The sequence below is a fragment of the Streptomyces sp. NPDC057249 genome, from assembly GCF_042669245.1.
Lineage (GTDB): Bacteria > Actinomycetota > Actinomycetes > Streptomycetales > Streptomycetaceae > Streptomyces.
The window spans coordinates 124,137-145,290 of sequence record NZ_JBHUXS010000013.1; the positions used below are offsets into that span (position 1 = coordinate 124,137).

A 21,154-nucleotide genomic window follows, 5' to 3' on the forward strand; every position below is an offset into this window, starting at 1 on the left:
GGAAGACGGCCGCTTGCGCGACAGCGGCCCACAAGCCACACACGTACCGCACACGCACCGGCCCCGGCGCGCTCCGAGGAGCGCGCCGGGGCCGGATTCCGTCCGTGCGGGGCCGTCCGTCTCACCCGTCCGTGGCGATCGCGTTCAGCACGTTCATCCGGCCCGCCCGGAAGGCCGGGACCAGGGCGGCGAACAGTCCGACGAAGGCGGAGGCGACGAACACCGTGATGATGGTCGGCCACGGGATGTCCAGGACGCCCAGGCCCTCCAGGGCCAGCAGCTGCTGGGCCGAGGTGCCCCAGCCCATGCCCAGGCCGAGGCCGAGCAGGGCGCCGAAGAGGGCGATGACCACGGACTCCAGCCGGATCATGCGGCGCAGCTGGCGCCGGGAGAGGCCGATGGCGCGCATCAGGCCGATCTCGCGGGTCCGCTCCACCACCGACAGGGCCAGGGTGTTCACCACACCGAGCACCGCGACGATGATCGCCAGGGCGAGCAGGCCGTACACGACGTTCAGGAGCTGGCCGATCTGGTCCTTCAGGTCCTCCTTGAAGTCGGCCTGATTCTGCACCTTGTACTGCGGGTACTTCGCGACCGCGCTCTTCAGCGCCGCGTACGCCGCGTCCTCCTGGCCGTCCTTCGCCTTGGCGAACATGATCATGTTCTGGGGCATCTTGTCGGCGGGGACGTACCGCTGGGCGGTCGTGGTGTTCAGGTACATCGCGCCCTGGTCGAGGCTGGTCTCGTCCGAGGTGATCGCGGCGACCCTCAGCTTCGCCTCGTCGCCGGCCTTGAACGCGACGGTGACCGTGTCGCCGACCTCGATGCCGTGCGCGGTGGCGTACTCCTCGCCGACCGACATGGCGTCCTTGCCGTACGCCTCGTCCAGGTCGCCGGAGAGGACGTCGCGGCGCACGTCCTCGGCGTACGTCGGGTCGGCCGCCGTGACCTCCTCGTCGGACGCCTTGCCGTCCGGGCCGGTCAGCTTCGCGCTCAGGACCTTGTAGTGCGTGAGGTGGTCGATGCCCGGGGCGGAGGCCAGGGCCTCGGCGGCCTGCGGGACGATCAGCTGGCCGTTGGCCGACTGGACGATGAAGTCCGCGCCCACCGACTTGTCCAGTTCGTCGGTGGCCGAGGCGACCATGGACGAACCGACCACGGACAGGCACGCCACCAGGGCGAGGCCGATCATCAGGGCCGCGCCGGTGGCACCGGTGCGGCGCGGGTTGCGCAGCGCGTTGCGCTCGGCGAGCCGGCCGACCGGGCCGAAGAACCTCAGCAGGACGGCGCTCAGCGCCCGTACGACGACTCCGGCGAGCAGCGGGCCGATCACGATGAAGCCGACGAGCGTCAGCAGCACGCCGAGGCCGAGGAGGCCGGAGCCGTCACTCGCCTCGTCCACCCGCGTCGTCGCCCAGAGGGCGGCGGCGCCGGCGCCGGTGACCACCAGGCCGAGGCCGGCCCTGACCCAGCCGGACTTGGCGTCCGCCGGGGTGCCGGCGTCGCGCAGGGCGGCCATCGGGGAGACCTTGCCGGCCCGGCGGGCCGGGATGTACGCGGCGAGGACGGTGACGACGATGCCGAGCGCGAGCCCGACCACCGGGGTCGTCCAGGCGATGGTCAGGTCCTCGGTGGACAGCTCCATGCCGATGGCGCCCATGACCTTCATCAGCCCGACGGCGAGGCCGATGCCGGCGCCGACGCCGAGCACGGAGCCGACGATGCCCAGGAGCACCGCTTCGAGCAGCACCGAGCGGTTGACCTGCTTGCGGCTGGAGCCGATGGCCCGCATCAGACCGATCTCGCGGGTGCGCTGGGCGACCAGCATCGAGAAGGTGTTGACGATGAGGAAGATGCCGACGAGGAAGGCGATCCCGGCGAAGCCGAGCATCGCGTACTTCATGACGTCGAGGAACGACCCCATGGAGTCCTTGTTCTCGGCCGCGGCCTCCGCCTGCGTCCGGATCTTGTACGCGGCGGAGCCGTCGAGCGCCTGGGTCACGTTCCGCTTCAGCTGGGCGTCGCTGACGCCCTGTTCGGCGGTGATGGAGAGGTGCGAGAAGCGGTCGGGGGCACCGAGCAGCGCGCGCTGGGCGGTGGCGGTGTCCAGGTAGACGATGGCCGCGCCCGGGTTGGTCACCTTGAAGGCGACGATGCCGGTGATCTTCCCCTTGAGGTCGCCGGTGGCCGCGATGGTGCGCAGCTCGTCACCGATCTTCAGGTGGTGCTTCTCGGCGGTGTCGGCGTCGACCATGACCTCGGTCGGGCCGCGCGGGGCGTGGCCGGAGGTGATCTCCATGGACCGCAGGTCGTTCTGCGTCCAGTTGCCCGCGATGGTGGGGGCGCCGGTCTCGGAGCCCATGTTCTCGTTGTGGCTGTCGACGACGGTGACGGAGGAGCTGGAGACGCCGCCCTCGGCCTTCTTCACCCCGTCGGCCTTCGCGGCCTTCGCGAGGAGGGAGGCGGGCAGCGATTCCGGCTTCCCGTTCTCCGGTATGTCGTCCACCTTCGCCTTCTTCGGGCTGACGGTGACGTCGGCGGAGGTGGCGGCGAAGAGCTTGTCGAACGTGGTGTTCATGGTGTCGGTGAAGACGAGCGTGCCGCAGACGAACGCCACCGAGAGCAGGACGGCGACGGCGGAGAGCGCCATGCGTCCCTTGTGCGCGAGGAAGTTGCGCATCGAGGTCTTCCAGACGGTCATGACGTCCGCCCACGCGCGTCGAAGTCCTTCATGCGGTCCAGCACCTGGTCGGCGGTGGGGTTGTGCATCTCGTCCACGATGCGCCCGTCGGCGAGGTAGAGCACCCGGTCCGCGTAGGAGGCGGCGACCGGGTCGTGGGTGACCATGACGATGGTCTGGCCCAGCTCGTCCACGGACCTGCGCAGGAAGCTCAGGACCTCGGCGCCGGCCCGGGAGTCCAGGTTCCCGGTCGGCTCGTCGCCGAAGATGATCTCCGGCTTGGCGGCGAGGGCCCGCGCCACCGCGACGCGCTGCTGCTGGCCGCCGGAGAGCTGGGTCGGCCGGTGCTTGAGGCGGCCGGCCAGGCCGACGGTCTCCACGACCTGGTCGAGCCAGGCGGCGTCGGGCTTGCGGCCGGCGATGTCCATCGGCAGCGTGATGTTCTCCAGCGCGTTCAGCGTCGGCAGCAGGTTGAACGCCTGGAAGATGAACCCGATGCGGTCGCGCCGGAGCTGGGTGAGCTTCTTGTCCTTGAGCCCGGTGATCTCGGTGTCGGCGACGTGGATCTGGCCGGACGTCACGGTGTCCAGGCCCGCCAGGCAGTGCATCAGCGTCGACTTGCCGGAGCCGGACGGGCCCATGATCGCGGTGAACTGCCCGCGGGCGATGTCCACGTCCACGTGGTCGAGTGCGACGACCCGGGTCTCTCCGGACCCGTACGCCTTGACGACCTGCCGCGCCCGCGCAGCCACGGCCGTACGCCCTCCAGTGCCCCCGTGCCTGGGAATGGTTACAGCCGTTGTCACGGTATTTCTCCTATGTCGGTCAGCGACGGGTTGTCGCCGTCTGCTGTGAAGTCTGCTGTGCGGAGGGGGTCCGGCGCGCTGGTGCCCAGCGCAGTCTTCCGGTGGGGTTTTCCCCACCCCGTCCCCTGTGGTCCGCCCTTCGGCGGTGCGTCTGCGGTGCGTCTGCGGTGCGTCTGCGGTACGTCTGCGGTACGACGACAACGCTACGGAGAGACCCCGCCCCCGCACGTCCTCCACCGGGAGGAACGGCCCCTGGCCCGCGGTAAGGAGCTCCCCCTAGGGGGCTGGGCCCCCGGGTGGACCCCGGTCTCAGGGAGTGCACCCAGGGGTCCACGCCTCGGGGTGGAGCCGAGGCCCTACCGACGCCGGGGGGCGAGTGCCGCGCGGACGGCCGGAACGAGGGCGGCGCGGGTCTCGGCCGGGGTGAGGGCGGCCGGGGTGGGGAGCGGGTTCAGATAGCGGGTGTAGATGATCCCGCCGAGCACGGTCACCACGGCGGTGGCCCGGGCGGTCGCGTCCGGACCGCCGAGAAATTCAACGAGCCGCCCCAGCAGCTCCTGTTCCAGGTAGTCGCGGACGGCTTCGTCGGCGGCCCCGCCCCGGGTGGCGAGCCGGCGGAACTCGGCGTCCTCCCACAGGCCCGTCACCGCGTCGACGAGCCGTCCGGGCAGGGTGGCCGGGTCACCGCCCAGCACCTCGTCCACCGCCAGCGCCTCGGCACATCCGACCTGCATCACCTCGGCGAACAGGCTCTTCTTGGAACCGAAGTGATACGAGATCAGAGCCGGGTCGACGCCGGCGGCGGCGGCCACGGCGCGCAGCGTGGTGGCCCGGTAGCCGCGCTCCAGGAACAGCACCCGCGCCGCCACGACGAGCGAGGCGCGGGTCGGCGGATTGCCCCGGGGCCGGCCACGGGGCCGGGCGGGGGCGGCCACGGCGTTATTCATCAGCGTTGAGCGTGCGGGGCGTGATCTCCACAGTCAAGGGAGTCCCGCCGCCGCACGAAGGAAGCACCCCGTCATGAGCATCACGCTGACCCGCGCCGCCCGCGCCTTCCTCGCCCTCCCGCACACCGCCACGCTCACTACGCTGCGCCCCGACGGCACCCCGCACGTCGCCCCGGTCCGCTTCACCTTCGACCCGGCCACCGGCCTCGCCCGGGTGACCACCCGGGCCGCCGCCCGCAAGGCGCGCAACGTGGCGGCGGGCGGCCCGGCGGCCCGGGTCGCCCTCTGCCAGGCGGACGGGCCGCGCTGGATCACCCTCGAAGGCCGGGCGTCGGTCGGCGCCGATCCCGTGCGCCTGGCGGAGGCGGTCCGCCGCTACACCGCCCGGTACGGCTCCGCGCCGCCCGCCCCGCCGGACCTGGCGGTCATCGAGATCACGATCGACCGGCACCTGAGCCTCAACGTCTGAAGCCCCCTGAATCGAAAGCGATGTGACGTTCCGCCATGCCCACCGTTCCCGTCCTCGGCACCACCGTCCACCACCGTGAGTCCGGCGACCCCGACGGCCTGCCGTTCGTCTTCCTGCACGGCAACCCGACCTCGTCCCACCTCTGGCGCGACGTCCTGCCCGGGGTGGCCGCGCCCGGCCGCCGGCTGCTGGCCCCCGACCTCATCGGCATGGGCGACTCCGGCAAGCCCGACCTCGCCTACTCCTTCGAGGACCACGCCCGGCACCTGGACGCCTGGTTCGACGCGCTCGGCCTGGCCGAGGCCGTGCTGATCGGGCACGACTGGGGCGGCGCGCTCGCCTTCGACCGGGCCGCGCGCCTCCCCGGAACCGTCCGGGGCCTGGCCTTCACGGAGACGATCGTCAAGCCGCTGTACGGCGACGAGTTCCCGGCCGCCGGACGCGAGCTGTTCACGCTCCTGCGGACGCCGGGGGCGGGCGAGGACGTCGTCCTGGAGCGGAACGCGTTCATCGAGGGGCTGCCGGGGACGCTCGCCACCCCGCTCGACCCCGCCGACCTGGACGTCTACCGGCGCCCCTTCCCGACCCCGGACAGCCGCCGCCCGGTCCTGGCGTGGACGCGCATGATGCCGCTGGACGGTGAGCCCGCCGACGTGGTGGCCCGGATCGAGCGCTACGACGCCTGGCTGGCCGCGAGCCCGGACGTGCCCAAGCTCCTGGCCGCGTTCGAGCCCGGCCCCGGCGCCATGACCGACGCGGCGGCCGTGGCCTGGTGCGAGGCGAACATCGCGGGCCTGGAGGTCTCCCGCCACGGACCGGCCGGCCACCACTCCCCGGAGGACCGTCCGGAGGAGCTGGCCTCGGCGATCAGCGCGTGGGCGGCCCGGCACGGCCTGGGGGCGTGAGGCTCCGGGGGAATGCGGACCGCCCGGCTCGGTGCCCCGTGCGGGGGCGGTGAGCCGGGCGGTCCGGGGTGCGTGGCGGGTCAGCCCTTGGCCGCCGCCGTCTCCGGGGCGGACGGCGCGTCCGCCGTGTCGGAGGCGGTGGCGGAGCCGCGTACCGCCGGGATGAAGGCGGAGATCGCGACCGCGATCAGGGCGACGCCGCAGCCGAGGAGCAGGCCCGTGCGGAAGCCGGACTCCGAGGTGAAGGTGTAGCCGGCCGTCTCGGTGGTCATCTGGGCGAGGACCGCGCCGATCACGGCGGCGCCGACCGAGGTGCCGAGGGCGCGCATCAGGGTGTTGAAGCCGTTCGCGGCGGCGGTCTCGGAAGCCGGTACCGCGCTCATGATGAGGGCGGGCATCGCCCCGTACGCGAGGCCGACGCCGCTGCTGCTGACCATGAGGAACAGCATCAGGCCCCAGGCGGAGCCCATCAGCAGGACGCCCAGGCCGTAGGCGGCGGCGATGACGAGGACGCCGCAGATCAGGGTGAACTTCGGGCCGCGGGCGTCGGTGAGCTTCCCGCCGAACGGGGAGACGACCATCATCATGATGCCGCCGGGGGCCATCCACAGGCCGGCCTGGAGCATCGTCTGGCCGAGCCCGTAGCCGGTGGCCTCGGGGAACTGGAGCAGCTGCGGCGCGATCAGCATGCCCGCGTACATGCCGAAGCCGACGAAGAGCGACGCGAGGTTGGTGATGAGCACCCGGGGGCGGGCCGTGGTGCGCAGGTCGACCAGCGGGTCCGTGGTGCGCAGCTCCCAGAAGCCCCAGGCGAGGAGGATCACGACGGCGGCGGCGAACAGGCCGATGGTCGTCGTGGAGGCCCAGCCCCAGTCGGCGCCCTTGGAGACGGCGAGGAGCAGGGAGACCAGGCCGGCCGCGAGGCCGAGCGCGCCGGGCACGTCGAAGCGCTGCCCCTTGGCACCCGCCGGGACGTCCGGGATCAGGAACCAGATCAGCGCGCAGATCGCGGCGGCCAGCACGGCCGAGCCCCAGAACAGCACGCGCCAGCTGGCGTACTGGGCGACCGCGGAGGCGATCGGCAGGCCGAGCGCGCCGCCGATGCCGAGCGAGGCGCTGACCAGCGCGATGGACGAGCTCATCTTCTCCGGCGGCACCACGTCGCGCAGCAGGGCGATCCCGAGCGGGACCATGCCCATGCCCATGCCCTGGAGTCCGCGGCCGACGATCATCGGCACGACGGAGGACGAGAGCGCGCAGACCACCGAGCCGGCGATCAGCGGCACCGAGCAGGCGAGCAGCATGCGCCGCTTGCCCAGCAGGTCGCCGAGGCGGCCGGAGACCGGCACGCACACCGCGGAGACCAGCAGGGTCACGGTGATGACCCAGGCGGCGTTGGACGACGAGGTGTCGAGGATCTTGGGCAGTTCCGCGATGAGGGGCGTGACCAGGGTCTGCATGACCGCTGCCACGGTGCCGGCGAAGGCCAGGGTGGCGACGACGGCGCCTGTCCTCGCCGACGGCTGGGGGGCATCCATGAGGGGGACTCCTTGGGGCGTGGTCCCGCCTTCCGGGACAGCGACATGCATCGTACATGCTCAATGCGTCATACACATTATGTGCCACGTACACACTCCGTGCGAGAATGAACCGCCGCCCACGAGCAGCAGAAGCAGGAGGCCGTGCCATGCCCAGGCCCACGGAAGAGGTGGAGTACGAGCAGATGCTGCTCGGCCGCCACAGCCTCGCCGACCACCGCGGCGGACGCCACAAGTACGCCCTCCTCGACCGGAGCGCGTACATCCTGCTGAGCCGGCTGCGCGTCCAGGGCCCCATGTCCAACGGCGAACTCAGCGACGCCTTCGGCCTCGACGCCTCCACCCTCAACCGCCAGACCGCCGCGGTCACCCGCGCCGGACTCGCCGAACGCATCCCGGACCCCGACGGCGGCATGGCCCGCAAGTTCCGCATCACCGACGAGGGCGCGCGGCTCCTGGACGCGGAGCGCGAACGCGTCGTGCGCTCCCTGGACCAGGTCATGCACGACTGGCCCGACGAGGACATCGCGGCCTTCGCCGGCTACCTCAAACGCTTCAACAGCAGCATCGAACAGCTCTCGTGCCGCCCCTGGCCCCGACCCTGAGGGCCCGTCAGCCGCGGGCCCGCTCCTGAGCGGGCACCCGCGCCGTCTCCTCCCGTGCGGGCTCCGCCGCCGGGGACACCCGGCCCGTCAGCGCCGCCAGCGAACTGCGCACGTGGGCCATGTGGGCCTGGACCTCCTCGCGGCCCTCCTCGTGCACCCGCAGGACGCGCTCGGTCTCCCGCACCACCCGCTCCTCACGCACCCGCGCCCGCGCGATCAGCTCGGCCGCCCGCGCCTCCGCGTCCTCCTGGCCGTGCCGCGCGGCCTCCTCCGCCTCCGCCCGGGCCCGGCGCGCCGCGGCGAGCTCCGCCTCCGCGCGCTCCATCAGCCCGGCGTGCTCCGCCGCCTGCGCCGCCCCGGCCTCCGCGAGCTCCCGCTCCGCCGCCTTGTGCCGCTCGGCGTGCTCCTGCTCCTGGTGCGCCAGCACGCTCGCCGTACGGCTGCGGGTCGCCGCCATCGCGGACTCCGCCTCCTCGCGCAGCCCGGCCGCTTCGGCACGCGCCGCCTCCAGCGCCGCACCGGCCGCCGCCTCCGCCGCCGCCACCAGCTCACCGGCCGCGCTCTCCGCCGCCGCCCGGACCGCCTCCGCGTCCGAGCGCGCCGCGTCCCGCAGGGCCCGGGCAGCCGCGTCCGCCTCGTCCCGGAGCGCCCGCGCCTCCTCCCGAGCCGCACCCAGAAGCTCCCCCGCCTCCTCCTCCGCCAGCGCCAGAATCCGCTGCGCCCGCTCCCCCAGCGGCCCGTAGTCCGGCGGGGCCAGCCGCGCCACGGCCTCGTCCAGCCGGGCCGACTCCGCCGCCAGCTCCTCCACCAGCTCCGTCAGCCGGGCCACCCGCGCCACGGCCTCGTCGCGCTCCGCGGACAGGGCCGCCACCGCACGGTCCACCTGCTCCGGGCGGTACCCACGGCCCCGCACACCGACGAACCCGTACGCGGACCCCGGTGCAGAACTCATCCCTGACGCCTCTTTCCGATCTTCCCGACTCCGCCGCTCCGGCCAACGAGCGATAGGTCAAGGATGCGGCAATTGGTCGGGAAGTCGGAATCGATGCGGCGCTTTCCGGACGGAAGCGACCGGCATCACATGCCGGAAAGGCGGGATGCCCGGCCCCCCGAAAGGGACCGGGCACCCCGCCTCGCGAACCGAACGATCAGATGAGGCCGTCCCACATCTGTTCCAGCAGCACCGACCACCAGCTCTCCGGCGACGCCAGCGCCGCCGCGTCCAGCGCCACCAGCTGCGCCTGGAAGTCCACCGTCCAGCGGCCCGCCTGCTCCGGGTTCAGCCCGTACCGCAGCCGCCACATCCGGCCCAGCAACGCCATGCAGCGCACGAACTCCGGCAGCCCCGTGTTCACGAACTGCGGCGGCACCGGCGCACCGCCCGGACCCGCCTCCACTGGCACGGCCACGATGTGCGCGGTCCCGTACTGCACGCAGATCGCCCGGCCGAAGTCCGAGCCCATCACCAGGTACGACCCCGCGTCCGACGCCGGCTGCACCTGCCGCTGGGCCGCCAGCTCCGCCAGGGTCGGCACCACCGGCTGGCCCGGCTGCGCCCAGAAGAACGGCCCGAAGTCGGCGGGCAGCCCCGCCCACACCAGGGTCCGCGCCACGATCTCCGGCACGCCCTGACGCGACACCGCGCGCTGGTCGAAGCGGAGCACGCCCTGCGGACCGAAGGTCTGCATCATCTCCTCGGCCAGCGCCTCCGGCGGCACCGGCGGCGCGGGCTGCATCTGCGGCAGCGGAGCCCGCACCGGCGCGGGCCGCGCGGGACCGTCCGCCACCTGGTGCAGCTCGCCCTGGTGCGTCAGCAGATGCTGCATGCCCTGCTGCCGGCTCGCGTGGTCCGTGCCGTACGGGGCGACGGAGGTGATCCGCACCTGCGGCCAGGTCTCCCGGATCATCCGGGCGCAGTAGCCGCCGGGCAGCTCACAGGACTCCAGCTCCGTGTGCAGCTCGATCACCTGCTGCGGCGGCACGTTCATCGCCCGCAGCTCGTGCAGCATCTGCCACTCCGGGTGCGGCGTACCCGGCGCCGAGCGGCGGATCAGCTGCTGCTCGCTGCCGTCCGGCGCCCGGAACCGCAGCACGGCCTGGTAACCCGGCCCGACGGTCGGCTGACCGGGCGGCGCCTGCGGATAGCCGTACGCGGGCGGCGCGCCCACCGGCGGACCCGGCGGCTGCGGCGCGCCCGGACCGGTCTGCGCCGGCCCCGCGAGCATCGTCGCCGCGTGGTGCACCCCGCCCGGGCCGGGCGGAGGCGTCGCACCCGGCGGCGGAGGCGGCTGCTGCCCGACGGGCGCGCCGGGCGCACCCGGCGGACCGGGCGGCTGGGGCGCGCCCGGAACACCCGGCGGACCGGGCGGCTGCGGGACGCCCGCACCGGACGACGCGTTCGGGTCGGCGAACATCGTGGCCGCCTGGTGCACCCCGCCGGCGGGCGGCGGGGTCGGCGGACCGGGCGGCTGCGGGGCCCCGGGCGGGCCCAGCTGGGAGACGAGCTGCGTCGGCACATAGCCGCCCGCGGGCGCGCCGGGCGCACCCGGCCCCGAGGGCGGCGGCACCGGCGCACCCGGCCGCGCACCCGGGGTCCCGGGGGCACCGGGCGGCGGCGGAGGCGTACCCCCGCGCGGGGCGCGCGGCGGGATGGCCGCCTTGCTCGTCGCGGCATCGGCGATGTCCCCGGCCCCGGGCCCGACCGGCGGACCGGGCGGCGGGGTGTGCTGAGCCGGCGGCGGGGTGTGCTGCCCGGGCACGGGCGGACCCGGCACGCTCGTCCCCGGAACCGGCGGACCCGGCACCGCGGTCCCCGGAACCGGCGGACCCGGCACCGGCGGACCCGCCGGCGGGCGCTCGCCGCCCAGGCTCGGCGCGATCGCCGTCTTCGGCAGCTGGCTGCCACCCGACATCAGCGCCGTCGGCGCGTCCGCCGGAACGACCGGAGGCAGCTCCTCCTCGTCGTCGGCGCCCGACAGCGGCGGCGCGAACACCGTCGCCGGAAGCGCCACCTCCGCGTCGTCCGAGTCCGCGTTCACATCGGTCCCCGCCCACGGCGTGGCCCCGACGGGAGGCTGGAGCGACGACGCCGGCACACCGTCCGACGCGGTCGGCTCGTACGCCACCGAACCGCCCTGCGAGGGCGTCGAAGGGGACGGGATCGGGGCGGGCGGCGGGAAGGACGACGGGGCCTCCGGTGCGGGCGGCGGGGTGTCGTCCCGGTCCGCACGCCGGTCCGGGATGCCCAGCTTGTCCGCCGCCTCCTGAAGCCACTCGGGCGGGCTCAGCAGGAACGACGTCTGGTTCAGGTCCACCCGCTCGGGCGGCGGCGCCGGAGCGGCCGGCTCCGCCTCCTGCACGCCGTACTCCTCCTCGTACCGCCGGATCACCTCGCCGACCGGCAGCCCGGGCCACAGCGTCGCCTCACCGCTGTCCCGCGCGATCACCAGCCGCTGCCGGCCACCGTCGGAGACCGGTCCGTCCGCACGGTCCTCGGCCCACACCACGAATCCGAGTTCGAATTCGCGGACGCGCACCTCCCGGTGCTGGTACGCCGGAACGTCGCCGTTCACCCACTCGTCCGCGCGCTCCTGCGCCTGAGCGAAGGTCACCATCGCGCTCACCCCTCCACCGGGACGGCCTGCGCGAAGCCGCCGTCCACCATCAGGTTCGCCACCGTCTCCAGCTCCGGCGGATTGCCCGCCAGCCGCTGGAGAAACGCGTCGAAGTCCTCACCGCACGGCAGCAGCAGCCGGTCCACCCGCTCCTGCACCGTCCAGCCGTCCCGGTCCCGGGCGTCGTCGTACGCGCAGAACCACACCGAACCCAGCCGCTCGCCGCGCACCTTCACCGCGAGCAGACCGCCCTGCACGAAGGCGACACCGAGATAGTCCTTCGTCAGGTGGTCGCGCAGGCACTTGTTGACGTACACCAGATCGTTCACGGCGGCCTCCTCGCGCACCGTGAAGAACGGCTGGTCGATCAGGAGACCCAGCTCCGCGTCGAGCGCCGTGCCCACCGGGGCCGAACCGCCGGCCGCCTTCAGGAACGAGCGGTACGCCCCCGGCAGCCGGTAACCGAGGTCCTCCTCGACACCCAGGATCTGCTGCTCGCTCACCGCCACGGCGCCCTTGGGCAGCCGGAAGTGCGCGGGGCGCGTCTCCTGGAGCGGGCGCGTCCCCCGCTTGTCCTGGTCGACCTCCGTGGACGCCAGCCCGCCGTGGTGGCGCAGCAGCGCCTTCACCTCGACCGGGACCAGCTCCATCCGGCGGCCACCCGGCACGTGGTGCCAGGTCCAGCCGTGCGGTGTCGCCACCGGCGGAATCGTGTCCCACAGCTCGTGCCCGGCCTCGGCCAGCGCCGCGTTCGCGGACACGTAGTCCGTGAGCCGCAGCTCGTCCACACCGAAACCCTGCGGAGGCTCCGCGATCTCCGCCGCGGCACGCGCGTACGGCGAGAAGTCCGGACAGCCGTTCTCGTCCATCCGCACCCCTCTGGGATGCCGGGACGCCCGGACCGGGTCCGGGAAGTGCACGAGCTGCCCGGCGTAGGCCGCGTTCGGTGGCGCGGCTTGCTGCCCGAGCCGACCTGTCGTCATGGCGGTTGCCCCCTGCTGCGTCTGGCTGATGAGGACCGACCTGCCCAGGAGGCGGTCCAGGCACAGCCTAAGCGGTGTCACCCGTACGGGAACCGGCCCCGCCGTCCCCTGGCCACAACCGTCACCAAACGTCACAACCACGTGACGGACGAGCGACGGGAGCGCCACCGATCCGCGACACGCAGACACGTTTCACCGACCCAGCTTTCACAGGACCCGACACATTTGGCAGGCTGTCACCCGCAAACACGGGGGCGTGCACAGAAGGCAGCGGCCGCTGCGGGCACGGGAGGGACACAGCACCATGCACACCGCACACTCTGCACAGACCGTCACGACCGGGGACCCACGACTCAGCTGGAGCAGCACCGACAAGGGCCCCGCGCCCCGGCTCGGCCAGCGCCGCGACGGCATCCTGCCCGCCGTCGCCGCCGCCCTGTCCGTACGCGGCGAAACACTCACCTGCACCGCCGGCAAGGGCGACCAGCCACCGGTGCTCCACCACCTCGTCCAGGACTTCCTGGACACCCTCCCCAGCGCCCAGCGCGAACGCTTCACCGGCCGCTGCCCCGAGGCCATACTCCTCTCCCGGCACCTCACCGCCGCCGAGGCCGGGCGCTCCAAGCGCGCCCAGCGCAAACCCCTCACCAACGGCGAGGCCCGCCGCTCCCTCAAGCACGCCCGGCTCACCGCCCGCCGCATCCGCGAGGACGGCGACCCGCTGCACGGCAGCTACGCGGCACCCTGCCGCTCCTGCGCCGTCATGCTCGCCCACTTCGGCGTACGCCCGGTCGACCTCACCGCGACCGGCGCGGCCACCACCGCAGAGAAGAGCTGACCGCGTCCATGCACGACCGCACCGACCTGCCCCGGCAGACCGGCCCCGACCGCCAGTCCGCCACCCGCTTCCCCGTCGCCGTCGACGCCGCCCTGCGCGCCGCCGGCTGGGCACCCGGCCGCTGGGACATCCGCCAGGCCGAGGAGTGGGCCGACGCCCTACGCGCGCACGCCTCCCCCGCCGGGCACCAGCACGCGGTCTTCCCGGCCGCGGTCGAGGCGTGGGCCGAATTCGGCGGCCTCCGGATCACCGCGACGGCGCCGGGCCGCCAGATCGCACCGCCGGCCGTCCGCATCGACCCGCTGAGCGGACTGCACCTGGCCCGCACCCTCGGCGACCTCGGCCGCGCGCTGGCGACCGAGGTCGCGCCGCTCGGCGAGGAGGGGGACGGGCAGGCCGTCCTCGCGATCGACCTGACCGGGCGGGTCTACTCCATCGACCACACCGGCGACTGGTACCTCGGCCAGGACATCGACACGGCGCTGGCGACGCTGGTGACGGGATTGCAGCCGGAACGGTTGGTCTCGGGCTGAGCCCGGGTCTCCGGCGCGCCGGAGCACGCCGGGTGCGGTGCGCGGTCGCCGCAGGTCCCTCGGGTCGCCGGCTCACGCCGGGTGCGCGGCCACCACCGCGGGGGTTCCGTCCTCAAACGCCGGACGGGCTAAATGCCCTCGCCCTCGTCCGGGAGGACCGCCGAGACCCGGAAGCCGCCCGCGTCCGTAGGGCCCGAGACGAAGACACCGCCCAGGGCGAGGACTCGTTCACGCATGCCCACCAGGCCGTTGCCGCCACTGGGCAGGCCCGCGTCGGCGGTCGCCGCGTCCGTCGGGCCGTTCTCCACCTGCATGGCGACCTCGGCGCCCCGGTGCGCCAGCCGCACCCACGTCCGCGCGCCCGCCGCGTGCTTGTGGACGTTGGTCAGGGCCTCCTGGACCACCCGGTACGCCGTCTGCTCGACCTCGGGCGCGTACGCGCGGGCGGAGCCCTCGACCGACAGCTCCACGGTCATGCCCGCCGCCCGCGACTGGCCGACCAGCGCCTCCACCTCGTCCAGCCGCGGCCCGTCCTCCGCCGCGGCCTGCGCCGCCCGGCCCACGGAGGCCAGCGGCACCCGGTCCACCGGCGCCCGCATCGGCTCGCCGGTGCGCAGGACGCCCAGCATCTCGCGCAGCTCGGTGAGCGCCTGGCGGCCCATGTCGCCGACCAGGGCCGCGTTGCGCACGGCCTTCGCGGGGTCCTTGGGCGCCACGGCCTGGAGCGCCGCCGCGTGCACGACCATCAGGCTCACCCGGTGGGCGACCACGTCGTGCATCTCGCGGGCGATCCGGGTCCGCTCCTCCGTACGGGCCCACTCGGCCCGCTCCTCGGCCCGGTCCGCGAGCAGGGACAGCTCCCGCTCCAGCGAGTCCGCGCGCTCCCGCAGGCTCTCCATCAGCCGGCGCCGGGCCCCTATGTACAGCCCGAACAGCACGGGCGGGGCGGCCAGCCCGACGGCCATGAAGAGGGACAGCAACGGCACATACGCGTCGCCGGGCCCGAAGTCGGCGTTCTCGTCGACGCCCTGGCGCAGCCGTACGTACGTCACGATGAACGTCCCCACCAGGGACATGCTCATCAGCACCGCGGTGATCCGCCGGGGCACCTCGGACGCGGCCAGCGTGTACAGGCCGACGAAGCCCATCAGGTAGCCCATCTCGGCGGGCGTCGTCGCGATCGAGACCAGCACCACGGCGATCGGCCACCGCCGCCGCACCAGCAGCACGGTCCCCGCGATCACCCCGAACACCACGCCGAAGGGCACCGGAAGCCCGGTGTCCCCCGCGAAGTCCACCCCTTCGAACCCGCACTCCACCGCCGAAACGAGCGCGAGCCCCACATCCAGCGCGACACTCCGTCGCCGTTCCCACCACCAGTAGCCACGGGTGGTCGGACCCGCCGCTTCCCGGTCTTCCCCCGTTGCGGTCATGGCATCCAGCGTACGGGCGCCCGCATCCCATTTTCGGGTGACCTGCACAGCACGTCGTACGTTCGACCGGAGGCCGATTGGGGAACAACCGCCCGATATAGCGAATCGACCGCCCATTCGACCCGGACGTCCGCATTCCGGACAACGCTTGGCACATGACGGACATCACGAGCAAGTACGCGGATTTCGAGGGCCTGCGCGAGCGGGCGGTGGCGTTGCGGCGGGAGGGGCTGAGCGTGCGCCAGATCCGGGACCGCCTGAAGGTCTGCAACAACGACACCCTCCACCGCCTGCTGCAGGGCGAGCCCCCGCCGGAGTGGACCAAGCGCCCACGCGCGAAGGACGACCTGCGGGCGAAGGCGCGGGAGCTGCGCCTTGAGGGAAAGACGTATGACCAGATCCAGCTGGAGCTGGGGTGTTCGAAGAGTTCGATCTCGTTGTGGGTGCGGGATCTGCCGAAGCCTGAGCCCCGCTACACAGAGGAAGAGCGCCTTGCGCTCATGAACGCCGGCCTGGCCAACCTGCGCGCCGCACGGGACGAGGTGCGCCAGGAGACCAAGCGGGTCGCACGTGAGTCAGTGGGCCAGCTCTCCGACCGGGAGCTTTTCCTGGCAGGGGTGACGCTCTACTGGGCCGAGGGCGCCAAAGACAAGCCGTATAGCCGTCGAGAGAACCTGGTCTTCATCAACAGCGATCCCAACGTGATCAAGGTGTACCTGAAGTGGCTCGCCCTACTCGATGTCACACAGGACCGCCTGCGCCTTCGCGTCAGCATTCACGAAACAGCCGATGTAGCCGCCGCCGAGGAGTTTTGGGCGGACCTGACAGGCGTGCCCCGCGCCGAATTCCAGAGGGCCACCCTCAAGAAGCACCAACCGAAGACCAACCGCAAGAACACGGGCGCCGCCTATCACGGGTGCCTCATCGTCTACGTAACCAAGAGCGCCGAGCTTTATCGTCGCGTCGAGGGCGCTTGGTACGGCATAGTGTTGGGTGCCGATCCGGCGAGCTGACGCAATGTCCGATTCAGCCGGGTTTACTCCCCCATGGTGTAATCAGGCAGCACTGCGAGTTTTGGTCTCGTATGTCCAGGTTCAAATCCTGGTGGGGGAGCAACTTACACGGGCCCCGACCACCTCGGTCGGGGCCCGCGCCCATGTCCGGCCCGGCACCCCCCGGTATCCTGCGGATGTCCACCACCCGAAGCCGAAGGGCCTATCCGTGAGCTCCGTACGCCCGGCAGCCGTCGTCGTCCTCGCAGCGGGTGAGGGCACCCGCATGAAGTCGAAGACCCCCAAGGTTCTGCACCAGATCTCCGGGCGCTCGCTCGTCGGTCATGTCGTCGCCGCCTCCCGCGAGCTGGACCCCCAGCACCTCGTCGTCGTCGTGGGCCACGCGCACGAGCAGGTCACCGCCCACCTCAGCGGCGCCGACGCGCAGGTGCGCACCGCCTACCAGGCCGAGCAGAAGGGCACCGGGAACGCGGTGCGGGTCGCGCTCGACGAGCTGGGCGGGGCCGTCGAGGGCACCGTCGTCGTCGTGTGCGGGGACACCCCGCTGCTGTCCGGCGAGACGCTGGGCGCGCTCGCCGGCACGCACGCCGCCGACGGCAACGCGGTCACCGTGCTCAGCGCCGAGGTCCCCGACTCCACCGGCTACGGGCGGATCGTGCGCGACGCGGCGAGCGGTGCGGTCACCGAGATCGTGGAGCACAAGGACGCGAGCGACGAGCAGCGGGCGATCCGGGAGATCAACTCCGGGGTGTTCGCGTTCGACGGGAAGCTGCTAGCCGAGGCGCTGGGGCAGGTGCGGACGGACAACAGCCAGGGCGAGGAGTACCTCACCGACGTGTTGTCGATCCTGCGCGAGGCCGGGCACCGGGTCGGCGCGTGCGTGGCGGGCGACCACCGGGAGATCCTGGGCATCAACAACCGCGTCCAGCTGGCGGAGGCCCGCCGGCTGCTGAACCAGCGGCTGCTGGAGCGCGCCATGACGGCCGGTGTGACCGTGGTCGACCCCGGCTCGACGCTGATCGACGTCACGGTGACGTTCGAGCGGGACGCGATCGTGCACCCGGGGACGCAGCTGCTGGGCACCACGCACCTCGCGGAGGACGCCGAGGTCGGCCCGAACTCGCGGCTGACGGACACCGTCGTGCACGCGGGCGCGCGGGTGGACAACACGGTGGCGGACGGCGCCGAGGTGGGCCCGGGCGCGCTGGTGGGCCCGTACGCCTACCTGCGGCCGGGCACCAAGCTGGGCCCGAAGGCCAAGGCCGGGACGTACGTCGAGATGAAGAACGCGACGATCGGCGAGGGGACCAAGGTCCCGCACCTGTCGTACGTGGGCGACGCCACCATCGGTGACCACACCAACATCGGCGCCGCGAGCGTGTTCGTGAACTACGACGGGGTGGCCAAGCACCACACGACGATCGGGTCGCACTGCCGTACCGGGTCGGACAATATGTTTGTGGCGCCTGTCACGGTCGGGGACGGTGTTTACACCGCCGCCGGTTCGGTCATCACGAAGGACGTGCCGTCCGGTTCGCTGGCCGTGGCCCGGGGCCAGCAAAGGAATATCGAGGGTTGGGTGGCGCGCAAGCGTCCCGGGAGCGCCGCCGCGCAGGCGGCTCAGGCGGCGGAGGAGAGGCCGGCCGGCGAAAGCTGACCGGAAACAGGTGCGTCCAGCACCGCGTACCGTGATAGATGCTCACCCCATTTCGGCTGGCTCGTTGCACATCGGGACATCTGCGTGCGGCGCCAGGAACACGTCTGAGGAGACTGTGCTGTGACCGGGATCAAGACGACCGGCGAGAAGAAACTGATGCTCTTCTCCGGCCGCGCCCACCCCGAGCTGGCCGAGGAGGTCGCGCACCAGCTGGGTGTGGGCCTCGTGCCGACGAAGGCCTTCGATTTCGCCAACGGTGAGATCTACGTCCGCTTCCAGGAGTCGGCACGTGGCGCGGACTGCTTCCTGATCCAGAGCCACACGGCTCCGATCAACAAGTGGATCATGGAGCAGCTGATCATGATCGACGCGCTGAAGCGCGCGTCGGCGCGTTCGATCACGGTGATCGTGCCGTTCTACGGCTACGCCCGCCAGGACAAGAAGCACCGCGGCCGCGAGCCGATCTCGGCCCGTCTGATCGCGGACCTGATGAAGACGGCGGGCGCGGACCGGATACTGACCGTCGACCTGCACACGGACCAGATCCAGGGCTTCTTCGACGGCCCGGTGGACCACCTCTTCGCGCTGCCGATCCTGGCGGACTACGTGGGCGCCAAGGTGGACCGCTCGAAGCTGACGATCGTCTCGCCGGACGCCGGCCGGGTGCGCGTCGCCGACCGCTGGTGCGACCGGCTCGACGCCCCGCTGGCGATCGTGCACAAGCGCCGTGACAAGGACGTCGCCAACCAGGTGACCGTGCACGAGGTCGTCGGCAATGTGAAGGGCCGGGTCTGTGTCCTGGTCGACGACATGATCGACACGGGCGGCACGATCTGCGCCGCCGCCGACGCCCTGTTCGCGCACGGCGCCGAGGACGTCATCGTGACGGCAACGCACGGTGTGCTCTCGGGCCCCGCGGCGGACCGCCTGAAGAACTCGAAGGTCAGCGAGTTCGTGTTCACGGACACCCTGCCGACGCCGGGTGAGCTGGAGCTCGACAAGATCAAGGTGCTGTCGATCGCCCCGACGATCGCCCGCGCGGTGCGCGAGGTCTTCGAGGACGGCTCGGTCACGAGCCTGTTCGAGGAGCAGTAGGAGCGGGGCGGCGGGTGCGCCGCCGTTGATCCACTTTGGGGTGCGGCCTCCCCGCCGGGTAGACTCAGTGAGTTGCTCGGCGAGGGAGGCCGTACTCATGTACGGCGATCCGTTATCGGCGCGCTCTTCGTAGCAGGCCAGTTGATGGCCGGGTGACCGTCCGTTGTTCCGTCACCCCACGAGGAGTGCCACCATGGCCGAGATCAAGCTCGCCGCCCAGGTCCGTACCGAGTTCGGCAAGGGTGCCGCCCGCCGCGCGCGCCGTGCCCACCAGGTCCCCGCGGTCGTCTACGGCCACGGTGCCGAGCCGGTCCACATCACCCTTCCCGGCCACGAGCTGCTGCTCGCGCTCCGTACCGCCAACGTCCTGATCGGTCTGGAGATCGACGGCAAGGACGCCCTGGTCATCCCCAAGGCCGTGCAGCGCAACCCGCTCAAGGGCGACATCGAGCACGTGGACCTGCTGACCGTGAAGCGCGGCGAGAAGGTCAACGTCGAGATCGCGGTGCAGGTCGAGGGCGACCTGGCCCCCGGCGGCAACCTGCTGGAGTACGTGCAGAACACCCTCCTCGTCGAGGCCGAGGCCACTCACATCCCCGAGTCCGTCACGGTCTCCGTGCAGGGTCTGGACGCCGGCGCCTCGGTGCTCGCGAAGGACATCCCGCTGCCCAAGGGCTCCGTGCTCGCCGGTGACGAGGACGCCATCGTGCTCCAGGTCGTCGCCGCGCAGGCCGAGGAGCCGGCCGCCGACTCCGCCGAGGGTGAGGGCGAGGAGGGCTGAGTCCCGTCCCGCCTGCTTGACTGACGGGGCGGTGGTCTCCCTTTCCGGGAGCCGCCGCCCCGTTTTCCTGTCCACGCCGCTGTACGCGTACGAACGAGGAGACTTCGCGCGATGTCCGACGCCACCGACCCCTGGCTGATCGTGGGGCTGGGCAATCCCGGCCCCGAGTACGCGGCGAACCGGCACAACGTCGGTTTCATGGTCGCCGACCTGCTCGCCGAGCGGATCGGCGGCAGGTTCAAGCGCGCCCCCAAGGCCCAGGCGCAGGTGCTGGAGGGGCGGATCGGGCCGCCCGGGCCGCTGAGCCGCCGGGTCGTGGTCGCGAAGCCGATGTCGTACATGAATCTGTCCGGGGGCCCGGTGGCGGCGCTGCGGGACTTCTACAAGGTGCCGCTGGGCCATGTGGTGGCGGTCCACGACGAGCTGGACATCGACTACGGGACGCTGCGGGTGAAGCTGGGCGGCGGCGACAACGGGCACAACGGGCTGAAGTCGATGACGAAGGCGATGGGTGCGGACTATCACCGGGTGCGGTTCGGGATCGGCCGGCCGCCGGGGCGGATGCAGGTCGCGGACTTCGTGCTGAAGGACTTCTCGTCCACGGAGCGCAAGGAGCTGGCGTTCGAGGTGGACCGGGCGGCGGACGCGGTGGAGTGCCTGCTGGCGGAGGGTCTGGAGCGGGCGCAGTCCGCGTACAACTCCTGAGGGGTACGGGCCCGGCTTGACCGGTCGCACGGCTCTGGCCAAGGATCTGGGCCCATGAAGCGGAACCCCTCCCACCGTGCCCTGTCGTACGGCCGCAGTGCGGTGTGCGGCCTCGTCGTCGTGGTGCTGCTGGTGGCGGGTGTGCTGACGTCGTGGGACGCGGCGCACCACATCGTGCTGGCCAAGGGCCGGGAGCACGGGACGATGACGGTGACGGGGTGCGGTGACGACGTCTGTACGGGGCCGTTCGTGCCGGGGCGGGACGGGGCCGGGGCGCGGGCGCGGGTGTCGGTGGACAGTTCGGTCGCGGCGCGGAGGGGTGACCGTTTCCCGGTGGTGGTGAAGCCGGGGACGGATGTCGTGGTGCGGACGGGGGTGCCGGGGTTCCTGCACGCGTGGGTGCCGCTGGGCGGGGCGCTGGTGCTGGCGGCCGTGGTCATCGGCGGGGGCCTGCGGCTGACGCGTACGGCGTGGGGTGCGGGGGCCGCGGGCGGGGCGTTGCTGCTGGCGGCGTTCATCGCGCTGTGAACGTGCGACGGGGCGCGGGGAGGT

At 72.6% G+C, this 21,154-nt stretch carries 19 protein-coding genes; 11 read left to right on the plus strand and 8 right to left on the minus strand.

Annotated features, from left to right (window positions below; translation table 11 throughout):
- Nucleotides 1-121 precede the first annotated feature (121 nt).
- The 3 genes from ACFUJY_RS23855 to ACFUJY_RS23865 all read right to left on the minus strand — a co-directional run bounded on the left by ACFUJY_RS23855 (nucleotide 122) and on the right by ACFUJY_RS23865 (nucleotide 4,433).
- Entirely contained in the window at nucleotides 122-2,701 is a 2,580-nt protein-coding gene (locus ACFUJY_RS23855) for an ABC transporter permease (protein WP_383302992.1), read from the minus strand.
- Nucleotides 2,698-3,486 carry an ABC transporter ATP-binding protein gene (locus ACFUJY_RS23860; protein WP_383302995.1) on the minus strand — a complete coding sequence of 263 codons (789 nt, stop codon included), beginning with the start codon at nucleotides 3,484-3,486 and terminating at the stop codon, nucleotides 2,698-2,700. Before ACFUJY_RS23860 ends, ACFUJY_RS23855 begins: the two co-directional genes overlap by 4 nt.
- A 356-nt stretch (nucleotides 3,487-3,842) precedes the next feature.
- A complete protein-coding gene (locus tag ACFUJY_RS23865) occupies nucleotides 3,843-4,433 on the minus strand; it encodes a TetR family transcriptional regulator (protein WP_383302998.1) in 591 nt (196 codons plus the stop codon).
- Nucleotides 4,434-4,506: 73 nt separating this feature from the next.
- On the opposite strand from ACFUJY_RS23865, the gene ACFUJY_RS23870 reads away from it, so the two are divergent.
- Both ACFUJY_RS23870 and ACFUJY_RS23875 read left to right on the plus strand, forming a co-directional pair.
- Nucleotides 4,507-4,902: a pyridoxamine 5'-phosphate oxidase family protein gene (locus tag ACFUJY_RS23870; RefSeq protein WP_383302999.1), complete on the plus strand. Its 396-nt coding sequence runs from the start codon at nucleotides 4,507-4,509 to the stop codon at nucleotides 4,900-4,902.
- Nucleotides 4,903-4,937: 35 nt separating this feature from the next.
- Nucleotides 4,938-5,807 carry a haloalkane dehalogenase gene (locus ACFUJY_RS23875; RefSeq protein WP_383303000.1) on the plus strand — a complete coding sequence of 290 codons (870 nt, stop codon included), beginning with the start codon at nucleotides 4,938-4,940 and terminating at the stop codon, nucleotides 5,805-5,807.
- Nucleotides 5,808-5,887: 80 nt separating this feature from the next.
- On the opposite strand, the gene ACFUJY_RS23880 is transcribed toward ACFUJY_RS23875, so the two are convergent.
- Entirely contained in the window at nucleotides 5,888-7,345 is a 1,458-nt protein-coding gene (locus ACFUJY_RS23880; RefSeq protein WP_383303003.1) for an MFS transporter, read from the minus strand.
- Between the two features lie 149 nt (nucleotides 7,346-7,494).
- Between ACFUJY_RS23880 and ACFUJY_RS23885 the strand changes: the two genes are divergently transcribed.
- A complete protein-coding gene (locus ACFUJY_RS23885) occupies nucleotides 7,495-7,950 on the plus strand; it encodes a MarR family winged helix-turn-helix transcriptional regulator (protein WP_143620806.1) in 456 nt (151 codons plus the stop codon).
- 7 nt (nucleotides 7,951-7,957) lie between these two features.
- Here ACFUJY_RS23885 and ACFUJY_RS23890 read toward each other — a convergent pair whose 3' ends face one another.
- The 3 genes from ACFUJY_RS23890 to ACFUJY_RS23900 all read right to left on the minus strand — a co-directional run bounded on the left by ACFUJY_RS23890 (nucleotide 7,958) and on the right by ACFUJY_RS23900 (nucleotide 12,547).
- Entirely contained in the window at nucleotides 7,958-8,902 is a 945-nt protein-coding gene (locus ACFUJY_RS23890) for a cellulose-binding protein (protein WP_383303004.1), read from the minus strand.
- Between the two features lie 196 nt (nucleotides 8,903-9,098).
- The gene (locus tag ACFUJY_RS23895; protein WP_383303006.1) at nucleotides 9,099-11,564 is read right to left on the minus strand and encodes an SUKH-4 family immunity protein; all 2,466 of its coding nucleotides are present in this window, start codon (nucleotides 11,562-11,564) and stop codon (nucleotides 9,099-9,101) included.
- Nucleotides 11,565-11,569: 5 nt separating this feature from the next.
- Nucleotides 11,570-12,547 carry an SMI1/KNR4 family protein gene (locus ACFUJY_RS23900; RefSeq protein WP_164402033.1) on the minus strand — a complete coding sequence of 326 codons (978 nt, stop codon included), beginning with the start codon at nucleotides 12,545-12,547 and terminating at the stop codon, nucleotides 11,570-11,572.
- Nucleotides 12,548-12,851: 304 nt separating this feature from the next.
- Here ACFUJY_RS23900 and ACFUJY_RS23905 point away from each other — a divergent pair, with 304 nt between their 5' ends.
- Together ACFUJY_RS23905 and ACFUJY_RS23910 are read left to right on the plus strand one after the other, a co-directional pair.
- Nucleotides 12,852-13,385, plus strand: a complete 534-nt coding sequence (locus tag ACFUJY_RS23905) for a YwqJ-related putative deaminase (protein WP_383303008.1) — start codon at nucleotides 12,852-12,854, stop codon at nucleotides 13,383-13,385.
- Between the two features lie 8 nt (nucleotides 13,386-13,393).
- Nucleotides 13,394-13,918, plus strand: a complete 525-nt coding sequence (locus ACFUJY_RS23910; RefSeq protein ID WP_383303011.1) for an SUKH-3 domain-containing protein — start codon at nucleotides 13,394-13,396, stop codon at nucleotides 13,916-13,918.
- Between the two features lie 128 nt (nucleotides 13,919-14,046).
- On the opposite strand, the gene ACFUJY_RS23915 is transcribed toward ACFUJY_RS23910, so the two are convergent.
- A complete protein-coding gene (locus ACFUJY_RS23915; RefSeq protein ID WP_383303014.1) occupies nucleotides 14,047-15,351 on the minus strand; it encodes a sensor histidine kinase in 1,305 nt (434 codons plus the stop codon).
- A 155-nt stretch (nucleotides 15,352-15,506) separates the two neighbouring features.
- Here ACFUJY_RS23915 and ACFUJY_RS23920 point away from each other — a divergent pair, with 155 nt between their 5' ends.
- The 6 genes from ACFUJY_RS23920 to ACFUJY_RS23945 all read left to right on the plus strand — a co-directional run bounded on the left by ACFUJY_RS23920 (nucleotide 15,507) and on the right by ACFUJY_RS23945 (nucleotide 21,130).
- On the plus strand, nucleotides 15,507-16,364 hold the full coding sequence (locus ACFUJY_RS23920) for a hypothetical protein (protein ID WP_383303016.1): 858 nt from the start codon (nucleotides 15,507-15,509) through the stop codon (nucleotides 16,362-16,364).
- Nucleotides 16,365-16,572: 208 nt separating this feature from the next.
- Nucleotides 16,573-18,021 carry a bifunctional UDP-N-acetylglucosamine diphosphorylase/glucosamine-1-phosphate N-acetyltransferase GlmU gene (glmU, locus tag ACFUJY_RS23925; protein WP_383303018.1) on the plus strand — a complete coding sequence of 483 codons (1,449 nt, stop codon included), beginning with the start codon at nucleotides 16,573-16,575 and terminating at the stop codon, nucleotides 18,019-18,021.
- Nucleotides 18,022-18,141: 120 nt separating this feature from the next.
- Entirely contained in the window at nucleotides 18,142-19,116 is a 975-nt protein-coding gene (locus ACFUJY_RS23930) for a ribose-phosphate diphosphokinase (RefSeq protein WP_073968578.1), read from the plus strand.
- Between the two features lie 193 nt (nucleotides 19,117-19,309).
- Nucleotides 19,310-19,897 (plus strand): 50S ribosomal protein L25/general stress protein Ctc, encoded by a 588-nt coding sequence (locus ACFUJY_RS23935; protein ID WP_383303020.1) that lies wholly within the window; start codon nucleotides 19,310-19,312, stop codon nucleotides 19,895-19,897.
- Nucleotides 19,898-20,008: 111 nt separating this feature from the next.
- A complete protein-coding gene (gene pth / locus ACFUJY_RS23940; protein WP_383303023.1) occupies nucleotides 20,009-20,602 on the plus strand; it encodes an aminoacyl-tRNA hydrolase in 594 nt (197 codons plus the stop codon).
- Between the two features lie 54 nt (nucleotides 20,603-20,656).
- Complete coding sequence (locus ACFUJY_RS23945) at nucleotides 20,657-21,130, plus strand: hypothetical protein (protein ID WP_383303026.1); 474 nt, start codon at nucleotides 20,657-20,659, stop codon at nucleotides 21,128-21,130.
- Nucleotides 21,131-21,154 lie beyond the last annotated feature (24 nt).

Bases quoted from the DNA above. Each gene is read 5' to 3' on its own strand.
- ACFUJY_RS23905 (WP_383303008.1), top strand. From the start codon at position 12,852: ATGCACACCGCACACTCTGCACAGACCGTCACGACCGGGGACCCACGA.
- ACFUJY_RS23885 (WP_143620806.1), top strand. From the start codon at position 7,495: ATGCCCAGGCCCACGGAAGAGGTGGAGTACGAGCAGATGCTGCTCGGC.
- ACFUJY_RS23880 (WP_383303003.1), bottom strand. From the start codon at position 7,345: ATGGATGCCCCCCAGCCGTCGGCGAGGACAGGCGCCGTCGTCGCCACC.
- ACFUJY_RS23870 (WP_383302999.1), top strand. From the start codon at position 4,507: ATGAGCATCACGCTGACCCGCGCCGCCCGCGCCTTCCTCGCCCTCCCG.
- ACFUJY_RS23945 (WP_383303026.1), top strand. From the start codon at position 20,657: ATGAAGCGGAACCCCTCCCACCGTGCCCTGTCGTACGGCCGCAGTGCG.
- ACFUJY_RS23855 (WP_383302992.1), bottom strand. From the start codon at position 2,701: ATGACCGTCTGGAAGACCTCGATGCGCAACTTCCTCGCGCACAAGGGA.
- pth (WP_383303023.1), top strand. From the start codon at position 20,009: ATGTCCGACGCCACCGACCCCTGGCTGATCGTGGGGCTGGGCAATCCC.
- ACFUJY_RS23865 (WP_383302998.1), bottom strand. From the start codon at position 4,433: ATGAATAACGCCGTGGCCGCCCCCGCCCGGCCCCGTGGCCGGCCCCGG.
- ACFUJY_RS23920 (WP_383303016.1), top strand. From the start codon at position 15,507: ATGACGGACATCACGAGCAAGTACGCGGATTTCGAGGGCCTGCGCGAG.
- ACFUJY_RS23910 (WP_383303011.1), top strand. From the start codon at position 13,394: ATGCACGACCGCACCGACCTGCCCCGGCAGACCGGCCCCGACCGCCAG.
- ACFUJY_RS23895 (WP_383303006.1), bottom strand. From the start codon at position 11,564: ATGGTGACCTTCGCTCAGGCGCAGGAGCGCGCGGACGAGTGGGTGAAC.
- ACFUJY_RS23890 (WP_383303004.1), bottom strand. From the start codon at position 8,902: ATGAGTTCTGCACCGGGGTCCGCGTACGGGTTCGTCGGTGTGCGGGGC.
- ACFUJY_RS23900 (WP_164402033.1), bottom strand. From the start codon at position 12,547: ATGACGACAGGTCGGCTCGGGCAGCAAGCCGCGCCACCGAACGCGGCC.
- ACFUJY_RS23875 (WP_383303000.1), top strand. From the start codon at position 4,938: ATGCCCACCGTTCCCGTCCTCGGCACCACCGTCCACCACCGTGAGTCC.
- ACFUJY_RS23915 (WP_383303014.1), bottom strand. From the start codon at position 15,351: ATGACCGCAACGGGGGAAGACCGGGAAGCGGCGGGTCCGACCACCCGT.
- ACFUJY_RS23935 (WP_383303020.1), top strand. From the start codon at position 19,310: ATGGCCGAGATCAAGCTCGCCGCCCAGGTCCGTACCGAGTTCGGCAAG.